Source organism: Streptomyces sp. NPDC059452, from assembly GCF_042750035.1.
Classification (GTDB): domain Bacteria; phylum Actinomycetota; class Actinomycetes; order Streptomycetales; family Streptomycetaceae; genus Streptomyces.
Genome location: NZ_JBHYVE010000036.1, coordinates 13,081 through 28,419 on the forward strand (window position 1 = coordinate 13,081; position 15,339 = coordinate 28,419).

The window sequence follows — 15,339 nt, forward strand, 5'->3', positions numbered from 1 at the left end:
GGGGTGTACCGCTTCCTGTTGACCCGGCAGTGGGTGATCCTCACCCTTCTCGCTCTCGTACTGATGCCGACGATGGTCGAGCTGGGTTTCTGGCAGTTGCACCGGCATCAGCACCGGGTCGCGCAGAACGAGCTGATCTCGCGGAACCTCAAGGCCGACCCGGCCCCGGTCACCGATCTCACCTCCCCCGGGCACACCGTCCCGCGCTCGGACTACTGGCGTGCGGTGACCGCGACGGGCACGTTCGACACCGAGCACGAGGTGGTGGTCCGTCGGCGGACGTCGGCGGACGACAAGATCGGCGTGCATGTGCTGACCCCGCTGGACCTCAGGGACGGCGGTACCGTCCTGGTCAACCGGGGCTGGGTCCCCGCCGCGCCCAACCAGACGGCGTACCCGGACGTGCCGCCCGCCCCCCGGGGCGAAGTGACCGTCACCGGGCGGCTCAAGGCGGACGAGACGACCGGCAGCAGCGGCATCAAGGACCTGGCAGGGCTGCCGGACCGGCAGGTGATGCTGATCAACAGCGAGCAGCAGTCCCAGCTCCTCTCCCGGAAGGTCCTCGGCGGCTACATCGAGCAGACCGCCCCGGAGTCCCCGGCCGGGCTGCCCGAGCAGATCCCCTCCCCCGACGACAGCTCGATCGGCGCGCACATGGCGTACGCCGTCCAGTGGTGGCTGTTCGTCGCCGCCGTTCCGGTCGGCTGGATCATCCTCGTACGGCGGGAGAAGCGCGACCGCGAGGAGGCCGCCGCGAAGGGTGAGCCGGCCTCCGACGCCTCCGAGCAGCCCGCACCGGCGAGCGCCTGAGCCGCAGTCCGCCGCAGGTCCACGGGCAGGCCCTGAGAGCTCAGGCACACCGGTTGGCTGGTTGGCCGGGGTCCGGTTCGGGAACATGCCTGAGCGTGACCCCACGTATCGAGGACTACGCCCTGATCGGCGATCTCCAGACCGCCGCGCTCGTCGGCAGGAGCGGTTCGATCGACTGGCTCTGCCTGCCCCGCTTCGACTCCGGCGCCTGCTTCGCCGCCCTGCTCGGCGACGAGGAGAACGGACACTGGCGCATCGCCCCGCAGGGCGCCGGGCCGACGGACACCTGTACCCGGCGCGGCTACGCGGGTGATTCGCTGGTCCTGGAGACGTACTGGGAGACCCGGACCGGCACGGTCAAGGTCATCGACTTCATGCCGCAGCGCGACAAGTCGCCCGATGTGATGCGGATCGTCGAGGGCGTCAGCGGCAGCGTCGACATGAGCTCCGTCCTGCGGCTGCGCTTCGACTTCGGGTCCGTGGTGCCCTGGGTGCGGAAGTCGCACGGCCACCGGGTCGCGGTCGCCGGGCCGGACTCTGTCTGGCTGCGCAGCGAACCGCCGGTCAAGACGTGGGGCCAGCAGTTCAGCACCTGTTCCTCGTTCACCGTCACCGAGGGCGAGAGCGTGGCGTTCGTGCTCACCTGGCACCCCTCGCACTCCCCGCGCCCGAAGCTGATCGACCCGCACAAGGCGCTGAAGCACACCCTGCACGACTGGGCGAAGTGGACCGACCGGTGCACGTACGAGGGCCCGTACCGGGAGGCCGTGCTGCGTTCGCTGATCACGCTGAAGGCGCTGACGTACGCCCCGACCGGCGGCATCGTGGCGGCCCCGACGACCTCGTTGCCGGAGGAGACCGGCGGCGTACGGAACTGGGACTACCGCTTCTGCTGGCTGCGGGACGCCACGCTGACCCTCGGGGCGATGGTCTCGGCCGGGTATCTGGAGGAGGCGGCGGCCTGGCGGGACTGGCTGCTGCGGGCCGTGGCCGGGGACCCGGCGGACCTCCAGATCATGTACGGGCTCGGGGGCGAGCGCCGGCTCCCCGAGATGGAGCTGCCCTGGCTCGCCGGGTACGAGAACTCCCGCCCGGTGCGCATCGGCAACGCGGCGGTCCGGCAGCGTCAGCTGGATGTGTACGGCGAGGTCATCGACGCCCTCCGGCTCGCCAAGGTCGCCGGTCTGGACGACAAGCCGCACGCCTGGAACCTCCAGCTCAGCCTGCTCGGCTTCCTGGAGTCGTCGTGGCGCGAGCCGGACGAGGGGCTGTGGGAGATCCGGGGCGCCCGGCGCCACTTCGTGCACTCCAAGGTGATGGCCTGGGTCGCCGCCGACCGGGCGGTGCGCTCGCTGGAGGAGAACCCGGAGCTGCCCGGGGACGCGGACCGCTGGCGGGCGATGCGGGACGCCGTCCACGCCGAGGTGTGCGAGAAGGGGTACGACCCCGAGCGGAACACCTTCACCCAGTCGTACGGGTCGCGGGAGCTGGACGCCTCGACGCTGCTCATCGTGCGCACCGGGTTCCTGCCGCCGGACGATCCCCGGGTGATCGGCACGGTCGACGCGGTCCGCACCGAGCTGGGCAGCGACGGGCTGGTCCGCCGCTACAGCACCGAGGGCGCCTCCGTCGACGGGCTGCCCGGCGGCGAGGGGGCGTTCCTGGCCTGCTCGTTCTGGCTGGTGGACGCGTTGCAGCGGATCGGCAGGCCGGACCAGGCGCGGGAGCTGTTCGAGCATCTGCTGGAGCTCCGCACCGACCTGGGGCTGCTGGCCGAGGAGTACGACGTCACGGCAGGGCGGCAGCTGGGCAACTTCCCCCAGGCGTTCAGCCATATCGGACTGGTCAACTCGGCGGTCGACCTGGCCGGTGCACAGGCGGACCCGGCAGGATAGGGCCATGGATCTTGGACTGAAGGACCGCGTGTACATCGTCACGGGCGCGACCCGGGGGCTCGGCAACGCCACGGCGCGCGCCCTGGCCGCCGACGGAGCGAAGGTGATCATCACCGGGAGGGACGAGAAGGGCGCCGAGGAGGCCGCGGCCGAGCTGGGCCCGGACGCCGTGGGCGTCGCCGCCGACAACGCCGACCCGGGCGCCGCCCAGCGGCTGGTGGACACCGCGCGGGAGCGGTTCGGGCGGCTCGACGGCATTCTCGTCAGCGTCGGCGGGCCCGCGCCCGGTTTCGTCGCCGACAACACCGACGACCAGTGGCAGACGGCCTTCGAGTCGGTGTTCCTCGGGGCGGTCCGGCTGGCCAGGACGACCGCCGCCGCGCTGGGCGAGGGCGGTGTCATCGGCTTCGTCCTCTCCGGATCGGTGCACGAGCCGATCGGCGGACTGACCATCTCCAACGGGCTGCGCCCCGGTCTCGCCGGTTTCGCCAAGTCGCTCGCCGACGAGCTGGGGCCGCGCGGCATCCGGGTCGTGGGCGTGCTGCCCGCCCGGATCGACACCGACCGGGTCCGCGAGCTGGACGCGCTCTCGGGCGACGCCGAGGCGGCCCGTACGGCCAACGAGGCGCGCATCCCGCTGCGGCGCTACGGGACACCGGAGGAGTTCGGGAGGACCGCGGCCTTCCTGCTCTCCCCCGCCGCCTCGTATCTGACGGGGATCATGGTGCCGGTCGACGGCGGGTCGCGGCGCGGGTTCTGAGGGGCTGGGCTCGCTCGCGTACGCCCGGAAGTCTCCCCCGTACGACCACGGGCCGTCAGGACACCCGTTCCGCGCGGTGCTTGACGGCCCGCAGCCGTACCTCGGCCGGGAGCTCGTCCAGACCGGCCGACTCGCGGGCGTGGGCCAGCGCTCCGTCGGCCACCGCGTTCAGGGCCCGTTCGGGCGCGGCGTGCGGCTCCATCAGCAGCCGGATGCGGGCCTGCGGCGCGGTCCGGCGGCCGGTCAGGGCCGCCTGGGCGCGGGCCACCCCGTCGACCTCGCCCGCCTCTTCGGCGAGCACGCCTTCCAGGGCCCGGCCGCGCACCTGGGCGCCCTCGCCGTCGCCGCTGTCCACCAGCAGCTCGGCGAGGCGGCCGCGGCGGAGCTGGGCGAGGAACCACCACAGGGCGAGGACGACCAGCACGGCGAGGACCGCGATCACGGTCGGCCACCACCAGCCCTCGTCGCGCCAGCGGCCCCGGTCGGAGGCGCTGAGGAGCACATCGCCCTTGCCGTCCCAGGGCCACCAGGACGGCAGGGAGGCGCCGAGGCCGACGGCGAGCACCGCTCCGCCCACGACGATCAGCAGGAGTCCGGCCAGGGCCAGCAGGACCCGGTTGACGGTGGAGCGCATGCGGCTCATCCCTTCTTCGCCGGGCGGTGCACCTGCACGGAGAGACCGGGCGGCTTCGCCAGCCCCAGCTCCCCGACGGCCGTGGCCAGCACGGTGTCCAAGTCGTTGCGTACGTCGTCGAGTTCCCGGAAATGGGAGACCGCGCGCACCTTCGCCCTGCTCCGGCCCATCCGGACCCGGACGGACTGCACGCCCGGCACCTCCACGGCCCGGTCCCGCAGGACCAGCGCGGCGGCGGTGCGGTCGAGCCCGGCGCGTACACCGGCCCGGTCGCGGCGCATCGGCAGCAGATCGCGCAGCCCGGGGGTGAGGGCGAGCAGGAGCAGCCAGAGGCCGATCAGTGCGGCGGCGCCCGCCCCGACGAGCACGGCGACGTCGTCGAGCTGCCGTTCGGCGAGGCCGTCGGCGAGGGAGCGCCGCCACTGCATGGCCGGACGCCCCGCCCGTACGGCCGCGATGTCGTAGAGCAGCAGTCCGGCGGCGCCCAGGAGCACCAGGGCCAGCAGGGCGGCCGGCACCCGGCGCGCGGACCAGAAGCGGCCCGCCCGGCCGCCGCCCTGCTCCAGGGTGGGGACCCGGTCGGGTGCGGCGGCGGGTGTGTTCCGGTCGGCTGTGTGCAGGTCGCCGCCGTCCTGCTCCTGGCCCACCGTGGGCAGGCGCCGGGTGGAGCCGGCGGGTCCGTCGGGTTCGGTCATCGGACCCTCCCTTGTGCTCCGCTCGTGGCCGGGTGCAGCCGTTCGACCTGGACGGCCACCTCGGGCACGTCCATGCCCGCCAGCGTCCTGACCCGTTGGGCGACCCTGGTCCGTACGGCACCGCACTGACGGCCGATGTCGCAGGGGTAGCCGAGCTCCAGGCTGACCCGTACGCGGGCGGCGTCGCGGTGCACGGTGACCGTGGCGCGCGGGGAGGCCCCGTTCTCGGGCGGATCGTCGACGGCTTCCTTGGCCGCCTGCGCGGCGATCTTGGCGACGACCCGGTCGGCGATCCGGGTCTCGCCCCGCTCGGCGGCGGCGATCCGCCCGGTCACCGCCGTCACCGTCGCCGGTCGCCGCGCTCGCGACTCCGGAAGAAGTCGCCGGGGTCCAGGTCACCGTCGAGGAAGCGGCCGGCGATGAAGCCGACCGCGCCCAGGGCGGCCACCAGAACGAATGCTCCGAACCCGCCGAAATATCCGGCGAACCCGAGCGCCATGCCGGCCAGTAGACCGGCGACAGCCATGCTCATCGTCTCTCCTCAACTGCCGTGCTGCGGGGAACCCGGGATCTACTGGAGGCGCTGCTGATCGTCGTCGTCCTCGTCGTCGTCCTCGTCGGGCAGCTTGACGTCGCTGACCGCGATGTTGACCTCGACGACTTCGAGGCCGGTCATGCGCTCGACCGCCGCGATGACGTTCTCGCGCACATCGCGGGAGACGTCGGAGATCGCCACGCCGTAGTCGACGACGATCTCCAGGTCGAGGGCGGTCTGGGACTCTCCGACCTCGGCCTTGACGCCCCGGGTGACGGACTTGCCGCCGCCGGGGACCCGGTCGCGGACCGCGCCGAAGGTCCGGGACAGGCCGCTGCCCATCGCATGGACGCCGACCACGTCACGGGCGGCCATTCCGGCGATCTTCTCGACCACACCGTCGGCGATGGTCGTACGGCCGCGGGTGCCGGGGTCACCGCCGCCGCGCTTGCTCAGGGGGGCCTTGCTGCGGTTGTCACCACTGTCGGAGCCGGTGCGCTGGGAGCTTTCAGTCATCGCCGCTCTTCCCTTCGGGGCAGGGGTTGGGACTTCCTTGCCCACGTTAAGTGCGCTTGCCCGGTCCCGCGCCGCGGATGCGGCAGGCTGGGGCGATGACTACGGAGCGGAGCCCGCAGAGGGCCGACGGATGGACAGCTGCGGTACGGCAACGGCTGGGCCTCGGCAGACTGCTCCCCCTGGGCGGCCCCGAGGACGCCGCCTGGATCGCGGAGACGGCGGCGGCCTCGGTGCTGCGCGGGGCGGCGGGTCCCGGCGCGGTGCTGGGGACGCTGAGGATCGGCCCGGCCCGGGAGGCGTCCGGTACGGGGACGTGGCCGGGGGGTCCGGCGGGGGCGAGGGCGGGCGCGGCGGCGGGTCCCGCCCTGCCTCCGGTGCCGCCGAGCGGGCTGCCGCCGGGGCCGCTGCGGATCGAGGCGGAGTTCCGGGCGGCCGGGGACCGCCCGCTCCCGGACTCGGCGGCCGCCCTGCGAACGGCGCTCGTCACGGCGGCCGCCGCCCGGCTCGGCCTGGAGGTCGCGGAGGTGGACCTGCGGGTGACGGCATTGCTCGACGACGGTGCGTCCGAACAGGTGACGGCCCCGCCCGAAGCCGCTTCTTCGGCCCCTGCCCCTTCGGTTCCGGTCGCGAAGGCCGACGGACCCGCTGGAGAGGCGGCCTCGGCGGTCCCCGGGGTCGTCTCGCTGACCCGGGTCCTCGGCAGCGCCGTGCACACCGCCGAGGACCACATCCGGATCGAGGTGGCGACGGCCGGGGACCACCGGGCGCTCGATGTGGCCCGGTCGGTGCGCACGGCGGTATCGGCGGCGACGGCGGACCGGCTGCCGGTGTCGGTGCTGGTCACCGAGGTGGTGGAGCGGGGCGCGGGCGGCCGGTCCGTCGGCCGGTGAGCGTCCGGCCCCGGTCCGCCGGCGCTCCTGGTCAGTAGTGCCCGCCGGATCTAGTCGGTGATGCCCGCCAGATCGCGCAGCCTGCGGCCCTGGGCGGCCCGTTCGGCGGTCCGCTGCTCCTCGTACGTACGTGAGGTGGCGCCGCTCAGCAGGGCCTTGGTCTCCACGACGGCGTCGCGCGGGGCGGAGAGCAGTGCGGCGGCCAGGTCGCGGGCGGCTCCGTCGAGCTGGTCGGCGGGGACCACGAGGTTGGCGAGGCCGGTGCGCTCGGCCTCATCGGCGTGGACGAACCGGCCGGTGGCACAGATTTCGAGCGCGCGGGCGTACCCCACGAGGTTCACCAGGGGGTGGGTGCCCGTGAGGTCGGGGACAAGACCGAGGCTGGTCTCGCGCATGGCGAACTGGACGTCCTCGGCGACGATCCGCAGATCGCAGGCGAGGGCGAGCTGGAAGCCCGCGCCGATGGCGTGGCCCTGGACGGTCGCGATCGACACGAGGTCGTTGCGGCGCCACCAGGTGAACGCCTCCTGGTACTCGGCGATGGTCGCGTCGAGCTCGGCCTCCGGGCCGCGCGCCATGTCGAGGAAGGACGGCTCGCCGTCGAACCCCTCGGGGGTGAACGCCTGCCGGTCGAGGCCCGCGGAGAAGGACTTGCCCTCGCCGCGGAGCACCACGACCCGGACATCGCCGGGCAGCACCCGTCCGGCCTCGGTCAACGCCCGCCACAGAGCGGGAGACTGGGCGTTGCGCTTGGCCGGGTTGGTGAGCGTCACCGTGGCGACCGCGTCTTCGACGGTGAGCCGTACGCCGTCCTTGTCGAGCACAGGGTCGAGCGAGGTCATGGGGCGCCTCCGGATCGGGTGCAGTCAGCACTCAGAAACTAAGTGACTGAACAGTAACCACCCGGACGACCTCACGGTCAGCCGGGTGGTCACCCCTGATTCCGATGAGCCCGCAGAGCCCCGGGGCACTCAGGCCGAAGCGGCCTTCTTGCCTCGGGTGGCTCCGCCGCGTCCCCGCAGCGTCACTCCGGACTCACTGAGCATCCGGTGGACGAACCCGTAGGAGCGGCCGGTTTCCTCGGCCAGCGCCCTGATGCTCGCACCGGAGTCGTACTTCTTCTTCAGGTCTGCCGCGAGCTTGTCACGCGCGGCGCCGGTCACCCGGCTGCCCTTCTTCAGAGTCTCGGCCACCCGTGCCTCCTCCATGGGAAGTGCGCTCTGGACTCTCATGATCACCCCTCCCGCGCTTCCTGGCCACCCATTCGGCAAGGTCGATGCGACCGGTTTCCGGACCGGGAAGCACTTCGACACGAACGGAATCCCGTATTCCGATGGGTCGTGAGGGCATACGGGAGCTGCCGGTGTAAGAACCGGCAGGTCAGGGCCGTACGGGGAGTGAGGTGCCCGGAAGGGGCGCGCGGCGGGTGAGCGCCGGGCGCACCACCGGGGTACGAGACGCCCTCACACAGATGATGGATCACGCGTAGGCCGAATGATCTATCCGGAGGGGATCGGAACCGGTCCCCCGGGCCTTCCCCGGGGCTCCCCCAGGGCTCAGGCGAGGGCGACGAGGTCCCGGTAGTCGGCACCCCACAGGTCCTCGACACCGTCCGGGAGCAGGATGATGCGCTCCGGCTGGAGCGCCTCGACCGCGCCCTCGTCGTGGGTGACGAGGACGACCGCGCCCTTGTAGGTGCGCAGCGCGCCGAGGATCTCCTCGCGGCTGGCGGGGTCGAGGTTGTTCGTCGGCTCGTCGAGCAGGAGCACATTGGCCGAGGAGACGACCAGGGTCGCGAGCGCGAGCCGGGTCTTCTCACCGCCGGAGAGCACCCCGGCGGGCTTGTCGACGTCGTCACCGGAGAAGAGGAACGAGCCCAGCGTCTTGCGGACCTCGACCAGATCGAGGTCGGGGGCGGCGGAGCGCATGTTCTCCAGGACCGTGCGGTCCGGGTCGAGGGTCTCGTGCTCCTGGGCGTAGTAGCCGAGCTTGAGGCCGTGGCCCTCGATGATCTGGCCGGTGTCGGGCTTCTCCGCACCGCCGAGCAGCCGCAGCAGCGTCGTCTTGCCCGCACCGTTGAGGCCGAGGATGACGACGCGGGAGCCCTTGTCGATGGCCAGGTCGACGTCGGTGAAGATCTCCAGCGACCCGTACGACTTGGACAGGCCCTCCGCCATCAGCGGGGTCTTGCCGCACGGCGAGGGGTCGGGGAAGCGCAGCTTGGCGACCTTGTCGGAGACCCGTACGGCCTCCAGGCCCGAGAGCAGCCGGTCGGCGCGCTTGGCCATGTTCTGCGCGGCGACGGTCTTGGTGGCCTTGGCGCGCATCTTGTCGGCCTGCGCGTTGAGGGTCGCGGCCTTCTTCTCGGCGTTCTGGCGCTCGCGCTTGCGGCGCTTCTCGTCGGCCTCGCGCTGCTGCTGGTAGAGCTTCCAGCCCATGTTGTAGACGTCGATCTGCGAACGGTTGGCGTCGAGGTAGAAGACCTTGTTGACGACGGTCTCGACGAGGTCGACATCGTGGGAGATCACGACGAAGCCGCCGCGATAGGTCTTGAGGTAGTCGCGCAGCCAGACGATCGAGTCCGCGTCGAGGTGGTTCGTGGGCTCGTCCAGGAGCAGGGTGTCGGCGTCCGAGAAGAGGATGCGGGCCAGCTCGACACGGCGGCGCTGACCGCCGGAGAGCGTGTGCAGGGGCTGGCCGAGCACCCGGTCGGGCAGGCTGAGCGCGGCGGCGATGGTGGCGGCCTCGGCCTCGGCGGCGTACCCGCCCTTGGTGAGGAACTCCGTCTCCAGGCGCTCGTACTTCTTCATCGCCTTCTCGCGGGTGGCGCCCTTGCCGTTCGCCATCCGCTCCTCGTTCTCGCGCATCTTGCGCAGGATCTCGTCGAGACCGCGGGCGGAGAGGATGCGGTCGCGGGCGAGGATGTCGAGGTCGCCGGTGCGGGGGTCCTGCGGGAGGTAGCCGACCTCGCCGGAGCGGGTGATGGTGCCGCCCGCGGGGGTGCCCTCACCCGCGAGGCACTTGGTGAGGGTGGTCTTGCCCGCCCCGTTGCGGCCGACCAGGCCGATGCGGTCGCCCTTGGCGATACGGAAGGAGGCGGACTCGATGAGGATGCGGGCGCCGGCGCGCAGCTCGATGCCGGAAGCGGTGATCACGGAAAAACTCCAGGGCAGTATGGACGGCGGAGGGACGAGGGCGGAGGTCTCTCGACGCCGCTAATGCACAAGGAGAAGGGCCATGGGTCCCATTCTACGGGCGGTGTGCAACTGCTTTTCCGCGTGCCCGCCGGGACGAACCGTCCGATACTCGGCGCAGGGCGGCACGGCGCCGCCCGCCCCGAGCCGAGGGTGGTGCGCCCGTGCAGTTCGACGACGACGCCGGTCTGGACACGTCCGAGGTCCAGGACGTGCGTGGCAGCCGCATCCCGGGCGGCCGGGCCACGGTGGGGGGCGGCATCGTGGGGGTGATCGCGCTGATCCTGGGGCTCCTGTTCGGCGTGGGCCCCGATCAGCTCGGCCTCTCCTCCGGCGATTCGGAGCCGGAGGCGGTCTCCTCGTCGGCTGCGCAGGTGCAGGAGAGCTGCCGGACGGGCCGGGACGCCAACAACCGGGACGACTGCCGGACGGTGGCGGTGGTCAACAGCGTGCAGGACTTCTGGCGGCAGGAGTTCCGGCGCCGGGGCGGTACGTACGGGGCGGCCCCGACGGTCCTGTTCAGCGAGCGGGTCTCCACCGCCTGCGGGGCGGCGACCTCGGCGGTGGGGCCGTTCTACTGCCCCGGCGACCGGAAGGTCTATCTGGACCTGGGCTTCTTCGACGAGCTGCGCACGAAGTTCGGCTCCAGCGGCGGGCCGTTCGCGCAGGCGTACGTGGTGGCCCATGAGTACGGCCACCATGTGCAGAACCAGCTGGGCACGCTGGGCCGCTCCCAGGACGGGCGGCAGGGCGCGGACAGCAACGCGGTGAAGGTGGAGCTCCAGGCCGACTGCTACGCCGGGGTCTGGGCGCACCACGCGACGACGACGCCGGACGAGTCGACGGGCCGGCCGCTGATCACGGAGCTGACCCGGGCGGACATCCGGGACGGGCTGGACGCGGCGGCGGCGGTCGGGGACGACCGGATCCAGGAGCGGTTCCAGGGCCGGGTCACCCCGGAATCCTGGACGCACGGCTCGTCCGCACAGCGGCAGCAGTGGTTCTCCACCGGGTTCCGCAGCGGCGACATGGCGCGGTGCGACACCTTCGCCTGAGGGCGGGAACACCTTCCGGAACGCCTTCCGGGAGCGCGTTGTCAGTGCCCGGTGGAAGACTGAGACGCAGATCACAGCAAGCCGTGCGGATGTACCGATGTGCGGATGTACCGATGTACCGATGTGCCGATGCACGGCTGTACGGATGTCACGAGAGGTGTGAGTGCGATGGCAGGCGCGGCCAAGGGCGTTCCCACGATCTACCCGACGGTCCTGTACGACGACGCGAAGGCCGCGATCAGGACGCTGACGGAGGGGTTCGGCTTCACCGAGGAGGCGGTCTACGAGGGCGAGAACGGCTCTGTGCTGCACGCCGAGCTGTCCTGCGGCAACGGCAGGGTGATGCTCGGCACCAAGGGCGGGGAGGGCGTGTTCGCCCGGGCGATGGCGGGCGCGGGTCCGGCGGGGGTGTACGTGGTGGTGGACGAGGTGGACGAGCACTTCGCCCGGGCCCGGGACTTCGGGGTGGAGATCCTGATGGAGCCGACGGACCAGGACTACGGCTCGCGGGACTATCTGGCGCGGGACGCCGAGGGCAACGTATGGAGCTTCGGGACGTACGCCCCGGGGTCCGCCGGCTGAGCGGCGGCGGACCCCGTCGGGGGTGGGCCCCCGGTGTGAGGTTCAGGCTCCGCCGGTGTGGACCTGGAACGCGGCCCGGCGGACCGCCTTGGCCAGGGCCGGGTCCGGGTGGGCGGCGGCCAGCGCGACCAGGACCTGCACCGTGCGCGGGTGGCCGACGGCCCGGACCTCGTCGAGCAGGGCCGGGACCGTGCCCTGGACGGCGGAGTCGAGGTGGCGGACCAGCAGCCCGGTCTCCCCGTGGTCGGCGACGGCCGCGGCGGTGTCGACCCAGAGCCAGGTGGCCTCTTCCCGGCTGAGGATCTCCTGCGCGTCGTCCGGGTCGGCGCCCTCGTACTCGGCGAGCCACAGCAGCGCGTAGGGCCGCAGCGAGGGGTTGGTGACCACGGCGCGGACCTCGGGCTCGGCGGGGGCACCGACGACCCGCAGCGCCTCGAAGGCCAGTCCCCGCAGCAGCGCGTCCTCGCCCCGGGCGACGGCGAGCAGTTCGGTGACGGCGCTGCCGACCGTACGGGCGGCGAGCCAGGCCCGGTACTCGTCGCGGGCCGGTCCGGGGGTGAGCCGGGCGCAGCCGAGCAGCATGTCGGCGGCGGACTGCTCGATGTTCCCGGCCGGGCTCTGGGCGGCGACGCAGATCTGTTCCAGCTTGACCCAGACCGCCCAGTTGCCGAGGGGGGTGAGGGTGGCGTGCCCGTTGCCGAGGGTCAGCGCGCCGACGGCGGCGAGGCCCTCCAGGGCCCAGTCGAGCAGCAGGGCGTCGAGGTCGGCGCTCCGGTCGGCCGCCGGGGTGGGGCAGTCCTCGTCCGCCCGGCCGCCCGGACCGGCCGTCCTGCCCGCCCCGTACGGCACCTCGCAGCGCTCCTCCTGGAGCTCGGCGATGCGCTGGGCGAGGAGGTCCAGGAGGGCGGGTACGGAGACGGGGCCCGCGGAGAGCTGGAGGAGGGAGAGCACCTGGGGCACGGCCTCGACGGCTTCGGCCACCGCACCGGCCTCGATGCCCTCGGGCGCCGCGTGGACGAGCGACCAGGCGTCGAAGAGCGCGACCCAGCCGCGCAGCACGGCCGAGTCGTCCCGGTCCCAGGCCCGCAGCCGCCAGCCGGGGCGGGCGGTGTCGCCGTGCAGTTCGATGAGGCCGGCCAGCCGGGCCCGGTCCCAGCCCGCACGCACCTGCGCCGGGGAGAGCTCCAGGGCCGTTGCGGCCCGTTCGAGGGCCTGGGCGGCGAGCGGGGCGGAGCTGCCGGGGGCAGGTGCGCCGGCCGCCCAGTGGGCGATGCGCACGGCGTCAGCGAGGACCGCCCTGGCCTGACGGGCCAGTTCGGGGCGGGGAGGGGTGCCCTCGGGGGGCCTGGGGGCCGGCCTGGTGCGCCGGGTGGACACGGCCCTGCGGGCGGTGGCGAGGGGTCGTGGGCGGACAAGTCGCAGCCTGGAGTCGCGCGGGGTACGGGACGTCACGGGAGCAGTCTTGCCTCTGACGGCCCGAAAGCCCAAACGGAAGGCGTTTCACCGGTACCAGCGGGGTTACCGGGGTGCGGCGACCAAAGGGACCGATCCCCGCAACACCTCACATCAGGGGCGTGAGGAAGCGCCTGAGGGCCTCTTCGTAGCGGCCCGGATCGGCGTTCCACATCGAGGCATGCGGAGCCTGCCGTACGGAGTGGAGGCTGATGAGGTCCGGGCGGCGGGCCGCGAGCTCCCGGGAGGGGCCCCAGGGGGCGATGGTGTCGTCCGGGCCGTGCAGGATCAGCGCCGGGGCGGGCAGCGCGTCGGGCAGGGCGGCGTCCAGGAGCGGGGCCGAGGTCATCCCGGTCCGGCCCTGGGCGGCGCGGACGGCCAGCGGCAGCAGGGCGGCGGGGACACCGCGGGCGGCGGCCAGGGCGCGCAGCGTGGTCTGCCAGTCCAGGACCGGGGAGTCCAGGACGAGGCCGCCGACGCGCTCGCGCAACGGGGAGTTGACGGCGGCGTGCAGGGCCATGGAGGCGCCGGTGGACCAGCCGTACAGGATCACGTTCCGGGCGCCGTAGCGGAGGGCGAAGCGCATCGCGGCGTCCAGGTCGCGCCATTCGGAGGCGCCGAGGTGGCCGAGGCCGTCGGCGGGGCGGGGGGCTCCGGCGTCCCCCCGGTAGGCGATGTCCAGTACGGGGAGCTGCTGTCCGTGCAGGAAGCCCATCAGGTTCATGGGGTGCTCGCGGGTGGTGCCGAGGCCGTGGGCGGTGATGACCCAGGTGTCGCGCTTGCCGGGCACCCACCAGGCGGGCAGTCCGCCGAGCTCGCCGGGGATCTCGACCTCCCGGTACTCCAGGCCGAGGGCGCCGCCCGGGTCCCCGCGGTACAGCTCGGGGGTGAGGCGGACCTTGACGCCGGGTTCGAGGATGCCGCGGGTGACCCGTTCCAGTCTGCGTACGACGGTGTCGGCGGTGGATCCGGCCCCTTCGACCACGGGGCCGACCACGGCGTGGATGCCGTGGCCCTCGATCCCGTACGTACCGGGGCGGAGCGCGGTGAGGGAGCGGGTCAGGGTGATCCGCCCGATGCCCGTGGCGTGCACGGTGAGTCTGCGGTCGGTGGGGAGGGGCCGCCCGGGGGCCGCCCTGAGGGCGGCGTCGCTGGCGTACCGGCCGGCCGCGACCGCTGCCGCACCGGCGCCGAGGATCGTGGTGACGGCCGTTGCCGTCGCAGTTGCCGGGCGCACCGCTTCAGTGTCGTGGGCGGGGAGGCGCGGTGCCAGCGGGCGGGGGCCGTCCGGTGTGGCGGGGAGGGTGCGGGGCGCGGGCGCGGGCGCGGGCGCGGGTGCGGGGCGCGGGTGCGGGCGCGGGGCGCGGGTGCGGGGCGGGTGCGTGGCGCGGGCTCGGGGCGGGTGCGTGGCGTGGCGTGGCGTGGCGCGGTTGCGGGGCGCGGGGCGGGCCGGTCAGGAAGCCCCGGACAGGTCACCCCGGCTGCCCGTACCCCTTGAGCGCCTCGGTCACCTCGTCCAGCTGGGCCTCGCTCAGCAGGGCCGGGCTGCGGCCCGGCAGGGAGCTCGCGGTGAGCCAGAGCCGGCAGAGCCACTCCAGTTGCGCGGTGCGCTCGTAGGCCCGGTCGAGCGTGGAGCCGTAGGTGACGGTGCCGTGGTTGGCCAGCAGGCAGCCGGTGCGGTCGCGGAGGGCGGCGAGCATGGCGTCGGCCAGCTCGGGGGTGCCGTAGCGGGCGTAGGGGGCGGTGCGGACGGGACCGCCGAGGAGGGCGGCCGCGTAGTGCACGAGCGGCACCTCGGTGACGAGCGCGGAGACGGCGGTGGCGTGCACCGCGTGGGTGTGGATCACGGCGGCGGCCCCGGTCTCCCGGTAGACCGCGAGGTGGAGGGGGAGCTCGCTGGTCGGCCTCAGCTCCCCGAGCACCTGCCGCCCGGTGAGGTCCACCCCGACCGCGTCCCCCGGTCCGAGCCGGTCGTAGGGCACCCCGCTGGGGGTCACCAGGACCAGGTCCCCGACCCGGGCGGACACATTGCCGGAGGTGCCGACGACCAGGCCGTCGGCGGCGCTCCGGCGGGCGGTGTCGACCACCTCCCGCCAGGCCCGGACGACGGATTCCGGCTGTTGCTCGTTCATGGGGCGAGCGTAGGGGTGACGACCCGGAAGCGGAACGTGATCCCCCACGTGACGGGGATCTCTTCCGGGGCCGGAACGGCCCGTCAAAGTCTTCGCCAATGAGGGGTAAAGGGCAGCCCAGCCGGTGCCCCACCGGCCTTCCGCAGCCCCTCCCGCACACAAACGGAACCACTCGACTCCAGTTGGGGT

The 15,339-nt window shown here is 73.3% G+C and carries 17 protein-coding genes; 6 read left to right on the forward strand and 11 right to left on the reverse strand.

From position 1 onward, the window contains the following. Positions 1–3 precede the first annotated feature (3 nt). The 3 genes from ACFW9Z_RS32045 (at position 4) to ACFW9Z_RS32055 (ending at position 3,465) form a co-directional block, all read left to right on the forward strand. Positions 4–810, forward strand: coding sequence for an SURF1 family protein (locus ACFW9Z_RS32045; protein WP_384646317.1), 807 nt, complete (start codon positions 4–6; stop codon positions 808–810). A gap of 95 nt (positions 811–905) precedes the next feature. Then, entirely contained in the window at positions 906–2,705 is a 1,800-nt protein-coding gene (locus ACFW9Z_RS32050; protein ID WP_384646320.1) for a glycoside hydrolase family 15 protein, read from the forward strand. A 4-nt stretch (positions 2,706–2,709) separates the two neighbouring features. Then, the gene (locus ACFW9Z_RS32055; protein ID WP_384646322.1) at positions 2,710–3,465 is read left to right on the forward strand and encodes an SDR family oxidoreductase; all 756 of its coding nucleotides are present in this window, start codon (positions 2,710–2,712) and stop codon (positions 3,463–3,465) included. 55 nt (positions 3,466–3,520) lie between these two features. Here ACFW9Z_RS32055 and amaP read toward each other — a convergent pair whose 3' ends face one another. The 5 genes from amaP to ACFW9Z_RS32080 are packed head-to-tail and all read right to left on the reverse strand — an operon-like array spanning position 3,521 to position 5,845. After that, positions 3,521–4,099: an alkaline shock response membrane anchor protein AmaP gene (gene amaP / locus ACFW9Z_RS32060; RefSeq protein ID WP_384646410.1), complete on the reverse strand. Its 579-nt coding sequence runs from the start codon at positions 4,097–4,099 to the stop codon at positions 3,521–3,523. 5 nt (positions 4,100–4,104) lie between these two features. After that, entirely contained in the window at positions 4,105–4,794 is a 690-nt protein-coding gene (locus ACFW9Z_RS32065) for a DUF6286 domain-containing protein (protein ID WP_384646324.1), read from the reverse strand. Continuing rightward, positions 4,791–5,138 carry a hypothetical protein gene (locus ACFW9Z_RS32070; RefSeq protein WP_384646326.1) on the reverse strand — a complete coding sequence of 116 codons (348 nt, stop codon included), beginning with the start codon at positions 5,136–5,138 and terminating at the stop codon, positions 4,791–4,793. The genes ACFW9Z_RS32065 and ACFW9Z_RS32070 overlap by 4 nt, the downstream gene beginning before the upstream one ends. Then, on the reverse strand, positions 5,135–5,326 hold the full coding sequence (locus ACFW9Z_RS32075) for a hypothetical protein (protein ID WP_384646328.1): 192 nt from the start codon (positions 5,324–5,326) through the stop codon (positions 5,135–5,137). The genes ACFW9Z_RS32070 and ACFW9Z_RS32075 overlap by 4 nt, the downstream gene beginning before the upstream one ends. 39 nt (positions 5,327–5,365) lie before the next feature. After that, positions 5,366–5,845, reverse strand: coding sequence for an Asp23/Gls24 family envelope stress response protein (locus tag ACFW9Z_RS32080; protein ID WP_384646330.1), 480 nt, complete (start codon positions 5,843–5,845; stop codon positions 5,366–5,368). A gap of 95 nt (positions 5,846–5,940) precedes the next feature. On the opposite strand from ACFW9Z_RS32080, the gene ACFW9Z_RS32085 reads away from it, so the two are divergent. Then, on the forward strand, positions 5,941–6,735 hold the full coding sequence (locus ACFW9Z_RS32085) for a hypothetical protein (RefSeq protein WP_384646332.1): 795 nt from the start codon (positions 5,941–5,943) through the stop codon (positions 6,733–6,735). A 50-nt stretch (positions 6,736–6,785) separates the two neighbouring features. Here ACFW9Z_RS32085 and ACFW9Z_RS32090 read toward each other — a convergent pair whose 3' ends face one another. The 3 genes from ACFW9Z_RS32090 to ACFW9Z_RS32100 all read right to left on the reverse strand — a co-directional run bounded on the left by ACFW9Z_RS32090 (position 6,786) and on the right by ACFW9Z_RS32100 (position 9,890). Further along, positions 6,786–7,577: an enoyl-CoA hydratase/isomerase family protein gene (locus ACFW9Z_RS32090; protein ID WP_384646334.1), complete on the reverse strand. Its 792-nt coding sequence runs from the start codon at positions 7,575–7,577 to the stop codon at positions 6,786–6,788. A gap of 129 nt (positions 7,578–7,706) precedes the next feature. Then, positions 7,707–7,928: a helix-turn-helix domain-containing protein gene (locus tag ACFW9Z_RS32095; protein ID WP_006123601.1), complete on the reverse strand. Its 222-nt coding sequence runs from the start codon at positions 7,926–7,928 to the stop codon at positions 7,707–7,709. 363 nt (positions 7,929–8,291) lie between these two features. Then, the gene (locus ACFW9Z_RS32100) at positions 8,292–9,890 is read right to left on the reverse strand and encodes an ABC-F family ATP-binding cassette domain-containing protein (RefSeq protein WP_384646336.1); all 1,599 of its coding nucleotides are present in this window, start codon (positions 9,888–9,890) and stop codon (positions 8,292–8,294) included. A gap of 203 nt (positions 9,891–10,093) precedes the next feature. Here ACFW9Z_RS32100 and ACFW9Z_RS32105 point away from each other — a divergent pair, with 203 nt between their 5' ends. Continuing rightward, positions 10,094–10,984, forward strand: a complete 891-nt coding sequence (locus ACFW9Z_RS32105; RefSeq protein WP_384646338.1) for a neutral zinc metallopeptidase — start codon at positions 10,094–10,096, stop codon at positions 10,982–10,984. Between the two features lie 168 nt (positions 10,985–11,152). Next, the gene (locus ACFW9Z_RS32110; protein ID WP_384646339.1) at positions 11,153–11,566 is read left to right on the forward strand and encodes a VOC family protein; all 414 of its coding nucleotides are present in this window, start codon (positions 11,153–11,155) and stop codon (positions 11,564–11,566) included. Positions 11,567–11,608: 42 nt separating this feature from the next. Here ACFW9Z_RS32110 and ACFW9Z_RS32115 read toward each other — a convergent pair whose 3' ends face one another. The 3 genes from ACFW9Z_RS32115 to ACFW9Z_RS32125 all read right to left on the reverse strand — a co-directional run bounded on the left by ACFW9Z_RS32115 (position 11,609) and on the right by ACFW9Z_RS32125 (position 15,150). Then, positions 11,609–12,943 carry a hypothetical protein gene (locus tag ACFW9Z_RS32115; protein WP_384646412.1) on the reverse strand — a complete coding sequence of 445 codons (1,335 nt, stop codon included), beginning with the start codon at positions 12,941–12,943 and terminating at the stop codon, positions 11,609–11,611. 184 nt (positions 12,944–13,127) lie between these two features. Next, on the reverse strand, positions 13,128–14,255 hold the full coding sequence (locus tag ACFW9Z_RS32120; RefSeq protein ID WP_384646341.1) for an alpha/beta hydrolase: 1,128 nt from the start codon (positions 14,253–14,255) through the stop codon (positions 13,128–13,130). 235 nt (positions 14,256–14,490) lie between these two features. Further along, a complete protein-coding gene (locus ACFW9Z_RS32125; RefSeq protein WP_384646343.1) occupies positions 14,491–15,150 on the reverse strand; it encodes a class II aldolase/adducin family protein in 660 nt (219 codons plus the stop codon). Positions 15,151–15,339 lie beyond the last annotated feature (189 nt).

Bases quoted from the DNA above. Each gene is read 5' to 3' on its own strand.
- ACFW9Z_RS32055 (WP_384646322.1), top strand. From the start codon at position 2,710: ATGGATCTTGGACTGAAGGACCGCGTGTACATCGTCACGGGCGCGACC.
- amaP (WP_384646410.1), bottom strand. From the start codon at position 4,099: ATGCGCTCCACCGTCAACCGGGTCCTGCTGGCCCTGGCCGGACTCCTG.
- ACFW9Z_RS32065 (WP_384646324.1), bottom strand. From the start codon at position 4,794: ATGACCGAACCCGACGGACCCGCCGGCTCCACCCGGCGCCTGCCCACG.
- ACFW9Z_RS32075 (WP_384646328.1), bottom strand. From the start codon at position 5,326: ATGAGCATGGCTGTCGCCGGTCTACTGGCCGGCATGGCGCTCGGGTTC.
- ACFW9Z_RS32080 (WP_384646330.1), bottom strand. From the start codon at position 5,845: ATGACTGAAAGCTCCCAGCGCACCGGCTCCGACAGTGGTGACAACCGC.
- ACFW9Z_RS32085 (WP_384646332.1), top strand. From the start codon at position 5,941: ATGACTACGGAGCGGAGCCCGCAGAGGGCCGACGGATGGACAGCTGCG.
- ACFW9Z_RS32090 (WP_384646334.1), bottom strand. From the start codon at position 7,577: ATGACCTCGCTCGACCCTGTGCTCGACAAGGACGGCGTACGGCTCACC.
- ACFW9Z_RS32110 (WP_384646339.1), top strand. From the start codon at position 11,153: ATGGCAGGCGCGGCCAAGGGCGTTCCCACGATCTACCCGACGGTCCTG.
- ACFW9Z_RS32125 (WP_384646343.1), bottom strand. From the start codon at position 15,150: ATGAACGAGCAACAGCCGGAATCCGTCGTCCGGGCCTGGCGGGAGGTG.